General features: G+C 58.2%; 13 protein-coding genes. 2 read left to right on the top strand and 11 right to left on the bottom strand.

The window, feature by feature from the left end:
• Window positions 1–176 precede the first annotated feature (176 nt).
• Window positions 177–1,454, bottom strand: coding sequence for an MFS transporter (locus HMPREF2547_RS04080; protein ID WP_069358885.1), 1,278 nt, complete (start codon window positions 1,452–1,454; stop codon window positions 177–179).
• A 261-nt stretch (window positions 1,455–1,715) separates the two neighbouring features.
• Here HMPREF2547_RS04080 and HMPREF2547_RS04085 point away from each other — a divergent pair, with 261 nt between their 5' ends.
• A complete protein-coding gene (locus tag HMPREF2547_RS04085) occupies window positions 1,716–3,284 on the top strand; it encodes an NYN domain-containing protein (RefSeq protein ID WP_070604806.1) in 1,569 nt (522 codons plus the stop codon).
• Window positions 3,285–3,465: 181 nt separating this feature from the next.
• Here HMPREF2547_RS04085 and HMPREF2547_RS04090 read toward each other — a convergent pair whose 3' ends face one another.
• Entirely contained in the window at window positions 3,466–4,320 is an 855-nt protein-coding gene (locus HMPREF2547_RS04090) for a PspA/IM30 family protein (protein WP_049189422.1), read from the bottom strand.
• Window positions 4,321–4,481: 161 nt separating this feature from the next.
• On the opposite strand from HMPREF2547_RS04090, the gene HMPREF2547_RS04095 reads away from it, so the two are divergent.
• A complete protein-coding gene (locus tag HMPREF2547_RS04095) occupies window positions 4,482–5,783 on the top strand; it encodes a serine hydrolase (RefSeq protein WP_070604809.1) in 1,302 nt (433 codons plus the stop codon).
• Window positions 5,784–5,892: 109 nt separating this feature from the next.
• On the opposite strand, the gene trxA is transcribed toward HMPREF2547_RS04095, so the two are convergent.
• The 9 genes from trxA to HMPREF2547_RS04140 form a co-directional block, all read right to left on the bottom strand.
• A complete protein-coding gene (gene trxA / locus HMPREF2547_RS04100) occupies window positions 5,893–6,273 on the bottom strand; it encodes a thioredoxin (RefSeq protein ID WP_016421700.1) in 381 nt (126 codons plus the stop codon).
• A gap of 142 nt (window positions 6,274–6,415) precedes the next feature.
• On the bottom strand, window positions 6,416–7,264 hold the full coding sequence (locus HMPREF2547_RS04105) for a fumarylacetoacetate hydrolase family protein (RefSeq protein WP_016421701.1): 849 nt from the start codon (window positions 7,262–7,264) through the stop codon (window positions 6,416–6,418).
• A gap of 89 nt (window positions 7,265–7,353) precedes the next feature.
• On the bottom strand, window positions 7,354–8,550 hold the full coding sequence (locus tag HMPREF2547_RS04110) for an acyltransferase family protein (RefSeq protein ID WP_069358888.1): 1,197 nt from the start codon (window positions 8,548–8,550) through the stop codon (window positions 7,354–7,356).
• A 142-nt stretch (window positions 8,551–8,692) separates the two neighbouring features.
• A complete protein-coding gene (gene dnaB, locus HMPREF2547_RS04115) occupies window positions 8,693–10,285 on the bottom strand; it encodes a replicative DNA helicase (protein ID WP_070604812.1) in 1,593 nt (530 codons plus the stop codon).
• 735 nt (window positions 10,286–11,020) lie between these two features.
• Window positions 11,021–11,473 (bottom strand): 50S ribosomal protein L9, encoded by a 453-nt coding sequence (gene rplI / locus HMPREF2547_RS04120; RefSeq protein WP_005511982.1) that lies wholly within the window; start codon window positions 11,471–11,473, stop codon window positions 11,021–11,023.
• Window positions 11,474–11,573: 100 nt separating this feature from the next.
• Entirely contained in the window at window positions 11,574–12,140 is a 567-nt protein-coding gene (locus HMPREF2547_RS04125) for a single-stranded DNA-binding protein (protein ID WP_005511984.1), read from the bottom strand.
• A gap of 121 nt (window positions 12,141–12,261) precedes the next feature.
• The gene (gene rpsF / locus HMPREF2547_RS04130) at window positions 12,262–12,549 is read right to left on the bottom strand and encodes a 30S ribosomal protein S6 (RefSeq protein WP_005511978.1); all 288 of its coding nucleotides are present in this window, start codon (window positions 12,547–12,549) and stop codon (window positions 12,262–12,264) included.
• A gap of 311 nt (window positions 12,550–12,860) precedes the next feature.
• Window positions 12,861–13,052, bottom strand: coding sequence for a hypothetical protein (locus HMPREF2547_RS04135; protein ID WP_016421704.1), 192 nt, complete (start codon window positions 13,050–13,052; stop codon window positions 12,861–12,863).
• Entirely contained in the window at window positions 13,053–15,530 is a 2,478-nt protein-coding gene (locus HMPREF2547_RS04140) for a transglycosylase domain-containing protein (protein WP_070604815.1), read from the bottom strand.
• Between the last annotated feature and the right edge of the window lie 2 nt (window positions 15,531–15,532).

A 15,532-nucleotide genomic window follows, 5' to 3' on the forward strand; every position in this document is an offset into this window, starting at 1 on the left:
ACAAGCAATCACATCGCCCTGTCGCGCTGACCCCAGATACATTACACACATGCCCCTATTTAAGCGAATCCGCTGGTAGAACCTGGAAAACGAATCACTTTAGTTAACTCTGTATGCCAGATTTGAGCCTTCCTACGGCTCGGGCGCTACTTTTCAGCAACTCAGCAATTGACCAATTACTTAGTCAGAGCCGCCTTGTCACCTGCGAGTCGTCGCCAAGCAGTGGCAGACGCGACCCCCATCAGCGCACCCGCACCCAGAAACACGCTGCCTGCACCCATCGCGGTAGCACCCAAACCAGCAACCGGCGGCAGGATGACCTGCGCCAAGCGGTTACCCATCAGTCGGATGGATAGCGCCTGAGCGCGCACCTCGGCATCCACCAGGGAGCTCACCCACGTCATTGACATGGGCATGACAAAACCCCACGCCAAGCCACAGATACCAACCGCGACAACCATCAGCCACGCACTCTGTAGCCACGGCATTGCCAAAAGCGGCAGGACACCGGCACAAACTGCAATGATAAGGACTCGATTGCGATTAGCTCGGTGCAAAACAGTCGGCATGAGGGCTCGGGAAATAATCGCGAGGCCACTACGCGCACCAAGGATTACCGTCACCTCGGCAACACTAAAGCCCAGTTCGCGTCCCAGCACCGGCACATATGCCGTCAACAGGTCAATGGCTACGATGACCGCAATTGATACAGCCATGGCGCTGGACATGCCGTCGATACGCAGGATGCTTAAGACCGATGCGCCGCTGGCTTCGGCCTGCCCCGGCCGCCTCTCGTCCATCCGGCTGCGGTCGCTAACAGTCGACGCCGGGGATTGCTCAGTTGAGCTAGCAGCTTGCACTTCGGCGGCTGCATTCGCTTCGTGCCGTCGATAAGCAGTTGCGACCGGCCAGCCGATGACCAGGGCGACCGCGCCGATTCCCGTCATCACCCAGAGCGCGAAAGTTGTAGCGGTCATAGTGCTGCCGTCGTGGTTGGGAGTGAGCAGACCTGCACCGACAATGCCGAGGAACTGCCCGACGGAAATTCCGAGCGTGAAATAAGCAAAGAGGCTATCGAGCCCGGCGACGCCGCCACGCAGGTGCGAAACCATGCCTTGAGCGGCGATGAGCGTGGTCATGTGGGCAAAACCCAGGGCCACGTAGCCGAGCAGAAGAATAGGTAGGTTCGGCGAGAGCGCCATTACTGCTGCCGCGATGACGGTGGCGACGAGACCGGAGTACATGACTTCGGTGGCGCGATGACTGTCGACAAGCTTGCCGGCGGGAAGCGCAATAATAAGAGGTACAAGTGAAAATGCGGCAGTGAACCAGCCGACGGTGGCGGCGGAACCGCCAAAATCGAGGACTCGCCAAGAAAGCAGCACGCGACCGCCGTTGAAAACCGCTTGTCCCAACACAGTAATGAGAACCAATAGGCCGAACCAGCGTCTCATAACTGTTTGTAACTCCCCTTCTCCTGTGTGGTCGTACTCTTCGCGGGGCGATTTCTTTGCACGTCAATACCTAAATTGATCGGTGCCTTCTCGTCGACTCGCACTCCTGCCAACCCGCGAAGAGCGGTCAAAGTGATGCGGCTTATTAAGAATAGTCCCTGAAGTTAAACATGTTTAGCGCATAGAATGAATTATTCGGGCATCCTTGTCGATGTAACCGGTTTGCTTATTTAGTTAATAAAGAATCAGGAATTAGGAGCCATGCTTGAACGCACATTGGTGTTCGTCGATACGTCATATTTATTGGCGAGCTTTTACAACTCGTGGGAAACCGGAGCCCGCGGGCAATTAGAAATCGACCTTAGAGAAGTAGTTAGTGTCCTTGACCGAATGATTAACCAGCAGCTGAACCAGCCAGTTCAGCGGCAACTTTGGTACGACGGCATCCCGGAGTCGGGGCCGCATCGTTACCAGCGCTCACTGCGCACGATCGATGGTGTGCAGCTGCGCGCAGGTCAACTCATTGAATGGGGTGACCGACGGACGCAGAAGGCCGTCGATACTCGGCTCGTCGCAGACATGGTTGTCGCCGGCCTGCGCAACCAAGTTTCCGATATCGTGCTGGTCTCGGGCGATGCGGACATGCTGCCCGGCGTCGCTGAGGCTTCGGCTGCCGGTGTGCGTGTGCATCTCTACGGCTTCGGCTGGGACTCCATGTCCGGTGCACTTCGCCATGCCTGCGATTCGACGACAATCCTCGATCCCCGCGAGGACTTCGCCGACGCCATGCAGCTCAATGTCCTCGAAGGCCCAATCCCGCCGGTCGTCCGCACGAATAAGCCGCTGGGCGATGCCGAACCAATCGAAGATCTCGGCGCTACCTGCGTGCCGGATACGCGCATCACTCCTCCGGGCGAGGGCTCGCTTGCCGACGGCACGGAGAACACTCCCTCCGCCGCCGACGGTGACGCTGCTTCGCCGGAGGCCGGAACTCCGGAGGTTCCGCAGGACCAGCGCGTTGTGCCATCCCCCACGGCTGACAGCGACTCCGACTGTCGCAGCGAAGACAATGCCGCAGCCACGCCGACGGCCAAGGCCGACTCGCCGAAGTTCAACGAGGTCGAGCACGCGGCCAAGATGGGTGCCCGGGAAATCCCGGCGCAGGCTGAGCACCGCGCTGAGGTAGAGCGCACCGGCGGTTCGGAAGCTACACGGGTGGATTCCGCTGCTTCGGGCGTTTCGGCTGCCTCACCAACGCAGCCAACGCAGCCAGCACAGCCTTCTCCAGCGGCCATGCCCGGCGCGACAGTCAACACTGGCAGTGGGGCTGGTAACGACACTGCGAACAACACCGGAGCCGAGCATGCAGGCGCGTCTGCCTCCGATTCCGCGTCGTCGACTGCAACCGGCAGTGGGGAGTCGGCGACGGAGTCGTCGACAAGCGAAGACGGTGCCAACACGAGTACGCCGAAACCAAGCCCGCGGCCGAATCCTTCGATGATGGCGCCAAGGAGGAAGCTGCGTAGTCGATACGTGCCCCTGCCGAACGAGGTGTGGGCATCCGCGGGTTTTCAGACGCCGTTCGATGTGGGACAGCAGTACGCGAACTGGTGGTACGAGAATATTGCAAACGAGCAGGCGCGCGATAGTGCCCACTTGCTCTCTGGTGGTGGGCTGCCACCGGACATTGATCGTCCGCTGCTGCAGTTTGCGTGCGAAACCCTGCACGAATACACGCTGACGGAGACGCAGCGCGTCAATCTGCGCGATGGTTTCCACGCCGGTATCCGCGGAGTGCTGCTGGCGCGGAAGAACGGCGAATTGGAGTAGTAGCGCGCCTTACGGCTTCGGCAGTTTCAGCGGCGTCAGCACCGCTGGCGCTACTGTCGCTGCTGGCGCTGCTGGTGCGAGAAAGTGTCGGGGTTTATGTCAGTTTAGGGTGGTTTTTCCCGCTCAAACTGACATAAACCCCGACACTTTCTTGTTGGCGATCGTTGGCAACTGGTGAACGCTACTTCGCTTCGTCTGCGTCCGTTGTGGTGTCCTCAACGGCCTCGGCGGACTCGGCGGACTCGGCGGCCTCGGCGGCCTCCAGCTCGCCGGCGTTATCCTTCGCGGCAGAACCGGATTCGAGAGCAGCGTTTTCATTATTCATCTGGGCACGAATTTCGGCCAGACGCATGTCAGCAGCGGCATCGCGAGTCGAAGTCTCGATCTCAGCCATACGACCTGCCTGTGAGGATTCCGCGAGCTCCTGAGCGCCCAACGCATTGGCGTAGCGGCCTTCAATCTTCTCACGGACCGAATCCAAAGTCGGCACATTCGGATCCTCGGAAATACCCTGCATGCTCTGGAGAGTCTTCGACGCGGTCTCTTGCATCTTGGCCTGATCCGCCTGCGACTCCAGCTTGCGGATATCCTGCTTAATCTGCTCGTAGCGAGCCTGCGACTGCTGCGCCTGACGCTGTGCCTCCTCAGCAGCAGATACGGCCTGCTGGTGGAGCTGCGTAGTATTGTCCAGCTCCTTTTCAACATTCACCAGCTGAGTGGCAAACACCTCAGCAGTGCTTTCCATCTTCTGTGCAGTGGCCTCATCACCCTTGGCACGAGCTTGATCCGCATTGGCGAGTGCCTGCCGGGTGTTCTCGGTAATCTTGTCACGCTCAGAGGTCAACCGCCCCAGCTGCATTTCCAGCTGATTGCGGTTGCCGATGATAGCCGCAGCCTGACGCTGAATCTCCTGATGGCGCTGACGCTCGGCCTCAGCTGCCTGTGCAATCTGAACCTTAGGATCCGCATTGTCCTCGATCTTCTTATCGAACGAAGACATCATGTACTTCCAGCCCTTGGCAAATGGATTAGCCATGCAAATCCAACCTTCCTCAACATATGCGGAATAACTAACCGGAACCGAGAAGATTCCATCTCTTAAAAAATTGTACGTGAGCTAGCTCGCTCTCTCTCGGCAAACGGAAAGAGCTGGTTACCGACAAGCAAGACTCACCCAGAGTTGTAAACTCTCTAAACATGGTTCATTGCCCTCAACGCGCGTACCGCGGACTTGCCGCGAGTCTCGCCGCGGTAATTACTCTGTCAGCAACTGCGTCGCTGGCTAACGCAACAGTCACCGCAACTGCTGACTCCACCGATACCGGCGCATTTTCACAGGTAGTCGTCGCAGCTCCATCGTCAACGGAGCCGGCTAAGCCCTCCGACGCAAAAACCAAGAAGACCACCGAAAAGCCAACTGAAAAGGCTCCCGAGAAGAGCACAGGGCGAACCGCAGAGAAGTCGGCGGAACAGTCGGCTGAGAAGTCGACCGAGAAAACCTCTTCACCGACATCGGAAACGTCCTCGACGGAGCCGTCGGAAAGCACTGTGAAAAGTGAGCCGAAGGAGTTTCCCCCACTTGTGCCAGGGGCGAAGACCCAGTGGGGCCTTGGCGTGCAAACTCGTCTCGACGAAGTGACTGAGAAGTTCGACGCTAAGGGCGGCATGCTCGGCATGGGCATTCTGGATCGCCAGACCGGTGAGTTCATCTGCAACTCACACTGTGATGATGTTTTTCGCCTCGCCAGCCTGATGAAGGTATTCGTCGCCGACGTTGTGGCCTATTCCAACTACACGCAGCCGAAGAAGGGCGAGATCGTCGCTGGCCAGGGCGATATGCCGGTTGAGGGCAACCCCGACGCCATGTTGCGCGACGACATGATTCGATACTCCAACAACGAAGCAACTGACGAGCTGTGGGATTCCTACGGCGGTGTACGCATCGTTGACAATGTCCGGCAGCGCTACGGCCTGTCGGATAAGACTGTCGGCTCACCTATGTGGGGAGCTACCACCAGTACGCCAGCCGACATGGTTGCCTACTTTGACCGGATGCTGAGCGAAGAAGGCGGGCTGAGCGACACGGAGACCAAATACATGCGTCAGCTGATGTACTCACTGCCGCGCTACTCCTACGGCGATGCAGACCAGAACTTCGGTCTGCGTGCAGCGCTACCGAAGGAAACGATTGCCAACAAGTCCGGTTGGTACGAAGAGCAGCACACCACTGCCGGATTCCTTGGCGACGATGACCGTTACGCTATCGCGGTTCTGGGCAAAAACCTGACCGCCAACGAACTCACCGAAGCTGTCAAGCACGTGTTCCCAGACGGGCAGGTTCTGCCAACAGGTGAGAAGGAGACAAAGCACGCCCGCACCAGCGCACCACTGTCGATTGAGGAGGACTCAAACAAAGTCGCTCCAGCCCTGTGGGCGCTAGTAGCAGCACTCGCTGGCTTTGGTATTGGCTGGCTCATTCGTGGCCAGCGCGCGGACTAGATACAAAAAGCCCCCCCCCCGCGCGCTTGAGGGCTAGTTCAGGCGCGGGGGCTTACGCGGAAGTGCTCCAAGTCGGAAAACGCACAGTATGCGGGCTGAACCGCAGAGTTTACTCGGTAGCGCTATCCTGTGCAGCCTGCTCGGCAATTTGCGCACGGACATCATCCATGTTCAGCTCCGAAGCCTGGCCAACCAGATCGCTCAGGGCGGCCTCCGGCAGCACACCAGAGTGCTGGAACAGCAGGATTCCCTCGCGGAAAACAAACAGCGTCGGAATCGACTGAATGCCCAGGGCTGCCGAAACCTCCTGGTTGGCATCGGTGTCCAGCTTTGCGAACACTACCTCTGAGTGCTTCTCGGAAGCCTTCTCATAAATCGGGGCGAACTGGCGGCACGGACCGCACCAGGATGCCCAGGCATCAACGAGCACAATGTCGTTGTTCTGAATAGTCTCAGCGAAAGTCTCGTTCGTAATATCAACAGTTGCCATGGGTCTAACTCCTCTTACTCTTTAACGTCGTGTTCTAACTTCACGTTCTTTACGTAGGTTTTTACCCGTTAGTCTCCCACAACGCACGCGGGGGTCGATTCATTCCCGCCGGGTTCGCGGGAACGTCGTAAAGCGGCGCGTGCTAGTGGTTGATGCGGACAGTGTTGGCCTGTTTACCCAGACCATCGATGGTGATGACCATTTCCTGACCATCCTGAAGGTAGGTCTGCGGGCTCATGCCGTGGCCAACACCCGCCGGCGTTCCTGTGGAGATGACATCGCCCGGGTTCAGCTGCACGAACTGTGAGATGTAGGCGATCAACTTCGCCGGGGAGAAAACAAGGTCCGCAATCGGTGCATCCTGGCGCAGCTCTCCGTCGACGTATGTGCGCACCCGCGCGGAGTCCGCATCGAAAGCATCAGCCGTGAGCATCCACGGCCCGAAAGCACTGGCGCGCTGCAACGTCTTCCCCTGTAGCCACTGCGCGGTGGCATACTGGAAATCGCGCTGGGTGAAATCATTCATAATCGCGTACCCAGCGATAGCGTCCTGTGCCTGCTCCTCCGACACCCGCAGGCAGGTCTCGCCGACGATAACCGCGAGCTCGCCTTCGTAATCGAGTTTCTCCGCGCAGGCCTCCGGCACTCGGATGTCATCCTTCGCGCCAGCGACGGCATCGGCAAACTTCGCGAATAACGTCGGCACCTCGGGGCGCTGGTGTCCCATCTCATCGATGTGCGCGGCATAGTTCAGGCCGACGCAGACGATCTTGCCCGGCCGCGTAATCAGCGGTGCGAACGCCCACGCGCTCTCCGCCATGACGTTGTCAGGGTTGTTCCCCGCCTCCGCCAAGAGTTCTTCCGCTTCACGACGCCACGTTGGCCGCGCTAACACATCTCCGAGACAGTGGTCATCAAAAAGGACCGCTACGCCGTCGCCGAGAACAGCGGCGCGGGTTGCACCCTGGTATCGCAACGTTGCTAGACGCATGGCTTTCTCATTTCTTCATGGCTATTCTCTGTGTCACTTCTGCCGCCTGATCGGCTCTCGGTTCCACGCTACCGCCTTGTTGAGCTGAATTAGGAAGCAGGTTCGCTCTTCGGCTGCCGCGGAGCCTCGCCTTCAGGCAGGGAAGAAGGATTCTGGCTGCGCTGAAGGGCACGCTGCCCCGGCGTAGTCATGCGCACTACCCACGCAGGACGGACAAAGAGCCACCCGGCACCGATGGCAAGCAGCAACCTGTGCAGACCAAGACACAGCATCGCCGCAATGATAGTCACCAGCGGCGTCATGATGACCAAGTGTGGGTCCTTCGGCAGGATGAGGTCACAAATAATCATGACCACAACCAACATTGGAATGTGCATGAGGAAGATAGGCAGCGTTCGGCCGCCAACCTTTTCAAAAGGCACAACTAGGCGAGTGTTCTGCAGCATCGCCATGACATTGATTGCAGCCAGTGCGCCAGTGGTGGACAGGTACACGCGGGTGAAGCCGACGTTGCCTTCGTTAAAGCTCGAGTAGGTCGCCTGCACCCAGATTGCCACCGACAGGAACGCCGTCAGTGTCACTAGCAGTGAGAGGCCGCTGCGACGCTGTGCCATCCGGAAAATCCAGGGCGCACCGTACATGCCCAGCACGTAGAAGAACAGCATTTTGCTGACGAAGTCCCACGACCAGCTGGACGAGGCAAAAGGTGCCCATGCACTAATGAGGCCTGTAACGATGAGCTGAATCACCGGATGTACCCAGCGAAATGCTCGTGTGAGAATTGCAAACAGCGCCAGCGCCCACAGGAACCACAGGTAGGAAGTTGGTTCGATGATCGCGTGAAGCGTGTTGTAAATTCGCGGCCCCCACGCGCTGTGGTCCGTGATCGGCGGCGGAGACACTATGCCATCGGCATCCACGTGCGTATATGGCATGAGGAAAAGCACGAAGTCACGCAGTGGCACCCAAATCACGTAGAGATAGACCATCACCCAGATTCGGCGATTGGCCAGCTTATGCCACGACTCCTTGAGTGCCTTACCGGCGAACAGACCAGATAACAGGAAAAACAGCGGCATACGGATTGGTCCGAGGAAGAAGTTAATCCCCGCCCACTGCGCCGTGTAGTAACCGTGCGCTTGCAGCTCTGTGATGGCATGGCCAAGCACAACTAAAAGAATGCACAGCCCCTTAGCCGCATCTACCCAACCGACGCGCTGTTTCGGCGCACTCTTCTGCCTTTTCGCTTTGGCCTCCGCTGCCACGGGAGCGGCAGTTGGTGACATAGTGCTTCCCCGCTTCCCGACGACTCCGCGTAACCCTCAAAACCTTCAAAACCATCAACGCACGAAAACTCGCCCCATTGACTGTCACTCACCTTACCTAGCCACCCGGATTGCACTAATTCTGGGTGGCTAGGCCAGGCACCTAGAGAGAACCGCTGGGCTCCTCCGCCAGGTTGGCGAACCTGGAGTAATGCAGCTGGTGGGCCACAGCAATGCTTCCGGTCGGTCCACCACGGTGCTTTGCGACGATAATATCCGCCTCACCAGCACGTTCATGGTCAGCCTCCTGCGAGTCCGGCCGGTAAATCAGCATGACGATATCGGCATCCTGCTCCAGCGAACCCGACTCACGCAGGTCCGAGACCTGTGGCTTCTTATCTGTGCGAGCTTCCGGACCACGATTCAGCTGCGAAATTGCAATCAGCGGTACCTCGAGCTCCTTCGCCAACAACTTGAGCTGACGGGAGAACTCCGAGACCTCTTGCTGCCTGGACTCGACTTTTTTACCCGAGCTCATCAGCTGCAGGTAGTCGACCACGATCATCTTCAGATCGTGCTTCTGCTTCAGCTGACGTGCCTTCGCGCGAATTTCCATCATGGTCAGGTTCGGCGAGTCATCAATAAACAGCGGAGCATCGCGGATCTTGTCGCCGACCTCGACCAGCTTTGTCCAGTCCCGCTCATCCAGGTCACCGGAGCGCAAAGATGCCATGTTGATCTTCGCCTCTGCGGACATGATGCGCATCATGATTTCGTTGCGCGACATTTCCAACGAGAAAATTGCGCTGGTCATGCCGTTGCGAATCGAGGCCGAACGCATGAAGTCCATTGCAAGCGTGGACTTACCCACACCCGGGCGAGCCGCAATAATCACCATCTGACCTGGGTGAAGACCGTTCGTCAGCTTGTCCAGGTTGGTAATCCCCGTCGGCACACCCTGCGCCAGACCGCCGTTTTGGGTAATAAGATCCAGTTCCTCCAGTGTGTCATCCAGGACATCGGCGATGGGAACGTAGTCATTCTTCGTGTTCTCACGTCCAACGCTGAAGATGAGCTGCTGCGCCTCATCCACCAGCTGCTCCGGCTCCGTGTCCTCCGCGCCCGCATAGCCAATCTGGGCGATTTTCGTGCCGGCCTCGACCAGGCGACGGATTGTCGCCTTCTCCGCAACAATGCGGGCATAGAACTGCGCATTCGCCGCTGTTGGCACCAGGGAGGCCAAGGTGTGCAGGTACAGCGGACCACCGATACGCTCCAGGTCTCCAGTTCGATCCAGACGACCTGCCAGCAAAATAGGGTCAATTTCCGAGGACTCACCGTAGAGGTGCAAAATCGCCGAGTAAATCGTCTGGTGCGCTGGACGGTAGAAATCCTCCGGCGTCAGCTGCTCGTACACATCCGCGACGACCTCTGAGTTCAGCAGCATCGCGCCGAGCACACTCTGCTCCGCCTCGATATTGTGCGGCGGCGTGCGCTCAAAAGTCGCGCCCGCGACGGCACTCGCACGAGCGCCACGACCGCGGTCTCGCTCCCAGTCCCGCGCCCCAGATCCGCTTGCCGACGATCCGTTGCCCGAGCTCTGCGAGAAGGAATACTCCTCCGGTGGCGCATCCTCTACCGGCGGTTCCGGGGGCAGCGGAACGTCATCGAAGGAATCATCGTGGGAATTTACCGAGTAGGAGGACGCCTCGTCCCCTGCTCCTGAATGACCACTATCACCTACAGGCTGACTCATCGTGAGCAGCTCCTCCCCTTCTGGACCACTTAGGTGCCTTTTCAACCCTGTTGCTGACTGACCCTCACACTCAATATGTCTGTTCGGACCGCCAGCATTGGACACCTGACTACCTACCGCAGTTATACCTGTTCGAGCGGATTGAGGGACCTGTAAAAGTACCCTTTAAGGCCCCAGAAAACAATCCTCGACAGGGGTTATCCCCGAAGTTATCCACAGCACCTGTGGATAAGCCTGGGGAGAACATGTGCACAATCAAGAAAAGTCCAGGTGAACGGTCCGTAACCCTAAACCGCCGCTTGAATGTTAACGGGGGTAGCGGAGTTTCAACCCGAAAATATTCTATCTACGCAGGTCAGTGCGTATTTGCCTTAATCCTGCACAAATGTAATCCTCTGGTACCCCTTTAGCATCGATGCTGCTCATGCGGAGATTATTAACGATGAATTAATAAAAATCTCGTGCACTCCAGAAGAGTTATCCACGGCAGCCAGGCAAGTTACCCACAGGTTTATCCACAGAAATCATCGTTAGCCTGTGGACAAGTCGTAGACGCTCTTTCCAGCACCTGCGTAAAAGGCTTTAAACCAGCCTTAAACCACGAAAAGCCCCGACCTTTCATTACGAAAGATCAGAGCTTCACGTGTGCTGTTGTCATTGGGCCTCAGAGCCCGCGCAGTCTTTAAACGCGGTGCTCGTCAGCCGCCGTCAAAGTAAAAACTCTAAACCGCGAACTTACGCGGCGACGACCTGTACGGAAACATGCGCGGTAATCTGCGGGTGCAGCGCGATGTCAACGGTGTGCTTACCAAGGGACTTGATCTGGCTCGGAGCAAGCACGACTGCGCGCTTGTCGATAGCCTGACCGGAAGCCTTACGAACTGCATCGGCGATGTCACCCTTGGTGACAGAACCGAACAGCTTGCCATTTTCCGAAGCCTTCACAGCAACGGAGACGTTGTCGAGCGAATCAATCTTCTGCTTGACTTCACGTGCATGGTCGAGGTCGCGGATAGCGCGAGCCTCCTGGGCACGACGAATGCCCTCGATCTGCTTTTCTGCGCCGCGGGTGGCAACAATTGCCAGTCCGCGAGGAAGCAGGTAGTTACGTCCGTAGCCGGCCTTGACCTCTACGATGTCGCCTGCGACACCGAGCTTGTCAACGTCGGCGGTGAGGATCAGCTTCATGATCCCTGCCTTTCGCTGGATATGTCTTTAAAAGATTATGAGAATTGTGGATGCTAAATCTGCTGCAAACTAGTCACGTAGTGCCGTGGCTGCAAGGAGCTTAGAACGGAGGCTCATCGCCGCCGAAGCCGCCACCGGCCGGAGGAGCTGAGTTCCACGGATCTTCCGCAGGAGCTCCGCCACCAAAACCGCGATCGCTCTGTCCACCCTGGTTGCCCTGGTTTCCACCAAAGCCACCGCCGAAACCACCGCCGGCATTTCCACCCTGGCCGCGGTTGCCGCCGCCAAAGTTTCCACCGCCGTTGCGTGGAGTGCGCGTGACCTGAGCTCGAGCGAACTTCAGGGACGGACCCACCTCATCGACCTCAACCTCAAAGACGGTACGACGCTCGCCCTCGCGGGTCTCGTAGCTGCGCTGGCGCAGACGACCCTGGACGATGACGCGCATGCCCTTGGAGAGACTTTCGACAGCGTTCTCCGCTGCCTCACGCCACAGGCTGCAGGTGAGGAACATGCCCTCGCCGTCAACCCACTGGCCATCTCGGTACACCCGCGGAGTCGACGCGACGCGGAAGTTCGCGACGGCGGTGCCGTTCTGGGTGTACTTAAGCTCCGGATCAGCAACCAAGTTGCCAACCACTGTGATTTGTACGTCTCCCTGAGCCATGCTTCTTCTCCTCGGTTGTATTCTGTCGAGCTGATGATGGGGCTTTCGCCCGCTATCCTACGGCTTTCGCTTTACCGGTGTGCCCCATTCGAGCACTCTGGCTACGCAAATATGACGCAGATTAACGATCAACCCGCAGCACCTTGGTGCGCAGGATGCTGTCGTTCAGATTCAGACGACGGTCGAGTTCCAGCACGGTTGCGGACTCGCAGGTGAGGTCGACGACAACGTAGATGCCGTCTTCCTTCTTCTCGATCGGGTAGGCGAGGTGGCGCTTACCCCAGATGTCCACCTTCTCCACCTTGCCGTTCTCCTTGCGGACAACGTCGAGGTACTTCTCCAGGGACGGGCCTACGGTGCGCTCATCCTGAGACGGATCGATAATAATCATTACTTCGTAGTGACGCACGGACCTCATCACCTCCTATGGTCTAGTTCTTGTATTTCGGCTACACAGCGTGTTGCGCTGGCACTGTCTTTCATGCCAACCGCTATGCAGCAGGAGGATCGTTGCGTCAAGCAACCCTGCCAGGGTACCGCAGGCAGAGGTATATGTCCTAATCGCAGGCGCCGTCGGCAAGCAGTACTGGCAAGCGGTGTCAGGGCGCCGAATAAAAAGAGACGCACACAGAGCTACTGCGTGCGTCTCTTTGAATTGTGAAGTTGTCGCGTGCTTGGTGGGCAGTTAACGCTCTAGCAGCTGACTACCTGGCCTGCGTCCTACATTGATGTCGAGGAAGCATGTGCCAACGCAATAATCACCGGAATGACTGTCGCGAATAGGAAAGCTGCTAGGCACAGAGCCCAAATGATTGCCGGTTTCCACTTCTGCATGAAGCCCCAAAAGGCCGTGCCGAACATCAGGAAGCCGATCGCGACGCAGACGATGGTGAAAATCACCCACGTGTCCACTTACTGTCCACCTCCAGGGTTACCGGGGTCTCCGCCGCCTTCATTGCCATCGCCGAAACCACCGCCTCCCGGAATCGGGATGGGCAGTAGGTCAGCGATTCCGCCGCCACCGCCGCCGCCATCGCCACCCGGAACCGGAAGCGGTGCAGGCTGCTCCTCGGAGGACTCAGAGGTCGACTCCTCGGCCGACTCCTCTTCTGTGGTCTCCGGGGCATAGCCCTGGTCATAGCCAGAGTCAGAGGTCGACGGCGCCTGGTACTGCGGCGCACCTGCGACACCACCGATTGGCTCCGGCTTGGTGAAGTACTCAAAGTCCTCGTTAGACAGTGCGTTATCCATGGTGTACTTCCACAGATCGCCCGGGGTTTGCGAGCCGTACATGATGCCACCATAGGAGTTGTAGAGCGCCGAACCATCGACGTTGCCAACCCACACTGCAGTCGACAGCTGCGGTGTCGAACCGATCATCCACGCATCCTTGTTCTGGCCGGTGTCACCCAACTGCGTAGTACCGGTCTTGGCGGCCGACGGGCGACCACCACTCAAGGGCTTGTTGCTGTAACCGGCAATAGGCTCCATGGCCGATATCATATTGGTGGCCACTGCCTTGGAAACTCGACGGTCGCCCTTGTCAGCGTTGGACTCGTAAACAATCTCGCCCTTGGAGTTTTCGACCTTCTCTACGAAGTGAGTCTGCTGATAGACGCCATCGTTAGTCAGGGTAGCCAGACCAACGGCCATATCCAGCGGACGTGAGAGGTACTGACCCAGGGCGATACCGTCCTGCGAGTGACCGTTGTCGTCCATCAGAGTCTTTTCAATACCCGGGATGGACTCAGCCACGCCCAGACGATGAGCCATTTTGGCGGTGTCATCCGGACCATTCTTCAGGTCGCGCTGCAGGCGAATAAACGGGGTGTTCAGCGACTGCTTCAGGGACTCATAAAGCGGAAGCACGCCACCGCCGGCACCGCCGTCGTTGTGCAGAGTGACGTTACCGGACTGCACAGGTGCCGAAGAGTACTGCGCGGTCAGTGGAATACCTTGATCGAGAGCTGCTGCCAGCGCAAAAATCTTGAAAGTAGAGCCGGTCTGCAGACCGCTGTTTGCGTAGTCCCAACCAGTCGGATCGTCGCCACCGTAGTAGGCGCGGACAGCACCGGTCTTCGGCTCCACCGAAACGATGGCGGCACGCAAACCCGTTGACTGATCGACGTAGTTTTCCATCGCATCCAGGGCAGCCTGCTGCACCGTCGGGTCAATGGTCGTCGTAATGCGTAGACCGCCAGTGTTGACCTCCTGCTCGGAGATACCTTCGCGCTCCAACTCAGCCAGAACCTGATTCTTAATCATGGCAGCCGGGCCGGGCTCCGGAGCCTGCTTCGGCGCCAACGCCGGATCGATGGTCTCCGGGTACTGCATTCCCGCGCGGTCCTGCGGCGAGACGATGTTCATCTCCACCAGGCCATCGAGGACGTAGTTCCAACGCTGCTCAGCCTCCGGGCGGTTAGTCCACGGATCCAGTGCAGATGGACGCTGAATCGAGGCTGCCAGCACAGCACCCTCTTCGGCATTCAGCTCACCGACTTCCTTACCGAAGTAGGCCTTCGACGCTGCCGCGATACCGTATGCGTTACGACCAAAGTAAATCGTGTTGAGGTAGGCCTCAAGGATTTCGTCCTTAGTCCACTCCCGCGCCATCTTCGCCGACATGACCAGTTCCTTGGCCTTACGGGTCAGCGTGCGCTCATTGCCCACCACAGCATTCTTGACGTACTGCTGCGTAATGGTCGAGCCGCCACCGGCACTGGAATTACCAGTCACGACTCCCAGAGCCGCACGGGCATAACCAGTCAAGGAAAAACCCGGGTTGGTATAGAAATCACGATCCTCAGCTGCCAGCACTGCATTGCGTACAGCATCCGGCACCTTGTCGATAGTGATGTTGCTTCGGTTACCGCCCTCGGGGACGATGCGCGTGATTTCCTTTTCACCACTGCGGTCATAAATCACCGCAATCTGGCTATTGGCCAACTCCTCTGGCTCCGGCACGTCCGTTGTCGCATAAGCAACACCGAACACAACTACCGGCAACAGCACGACCAGCGCCACGGCTAGACCGAGCCACGCTAAAATTCGCCGCTTATTATCAGTCGGCTGTTCTTCTTGCGCCATCGAGCTTTCCTCTTCATGGTCATCTGGTTCATGGTCATCTGGGGCGGACTGCCCCTTCTCCGGGTCCGGCTCGCTTGCCGACGTCATCTCTGAACCGGTAGCCAGACCCTCGTCATTGCCACCGACCGAAACAGCATCAATACTGTCGCTGGAATCGTCGTCGAGCGATGCGTCATCGGAGTGTGCATGCGTATTGAAGGAATCAGCATCCGGCTGATCCCACCACTCGCCTGATGAATTAGAACCCTGGCCCTCGTGAGGGCTGTTAGGACCGCCTGGGCTATCGGGTCGATCATTGCTCACGG

The sequence above is a fragment of the Corynebacterium sp. HMSC055G02 genome, assembly GCF_001809065.1.
In the GTDB taxonomy this organism is placed as follows: Bacteria; Actinomycetota; Actinomycetes; order Mycobacteriales; family Mycobacteriaceae; genus Corynebacterium; species Corynebacterium jeikeium_D.

Bases quoted from the DNA above. Each gene is read 5' to 3' on its own strand.
- HMPREF2547_RS04125 (WP_005511984.1), bottom strand. From the start codon at position 12,140: ATGGCTCAGGGAGACGTACAAATCACAGTGGTTGGCAACTTGGTTGCT.
- HMPREF2547_RS04105 (WP_016421701.1), bottom strand. From the start codon at position 7,264: ATGCGTCTAGCAACGTTGCGATACCAGGGTGCAACCCGCGCCGCTGTT.
- dnaB (WP_070604812.1), bottom strand. From the start codon at position 10,285: ATGAGTCAGCCTGTAGGTGATAGTGGTCATTCAGGAGCAGGGGACGAG.
- trxA (WP_016421700.1), bottom strand. From the start codon at position 6,273: ATGGCAACTGTTGATATTACGAACGAGACTTTCGCTGAGACTATTCAG.
- HMPREF2547_RS04090 (WP_049189422.1), bottom strand. From the start codon at position 4,320: ATGGCTAATCCATTTGCCAAGGGCTGGAAGTACATGATGTCTTCGTTC.
- HMPREF2547_RS04085 (WP_070604806.1), top strand. From the start codon at position 1,716: ATGCTTGAACGCACATTGGTGTTCGTCGATACGTCATATTTATTGGCG.
- HMPREF2547_RS04110 (WP_069358888.1), bottom strand. From the start codon at position 8,550: ATGTCACCAACTGCCGCTCCCGTGGCAGCGGAGGCCAAAGCGAAAAGG.
- HMPREF2547_RS04080 (WP_069358885.1), bottom strand. From the start codon at position 1,454: ATGAGACGCTGGTTCGGCCTATTGGTTCTCATTACTGTGTTGGGACAA.
- rplI (WP_005511982.1), bottom strand. From the start codon at position 11,473: ATGAAGCTGATCCTCACCGCCGACGTTGACAAGCTCGGTGTCGCAGGC.
- HMPREF2547_RS04095 (WP_070604809.1), top strand. From the start codon at position 4,482: ATGGTTCATTGCCCTCAACGCGCGTACCGCGGACTTGCCGCGAGTCTC.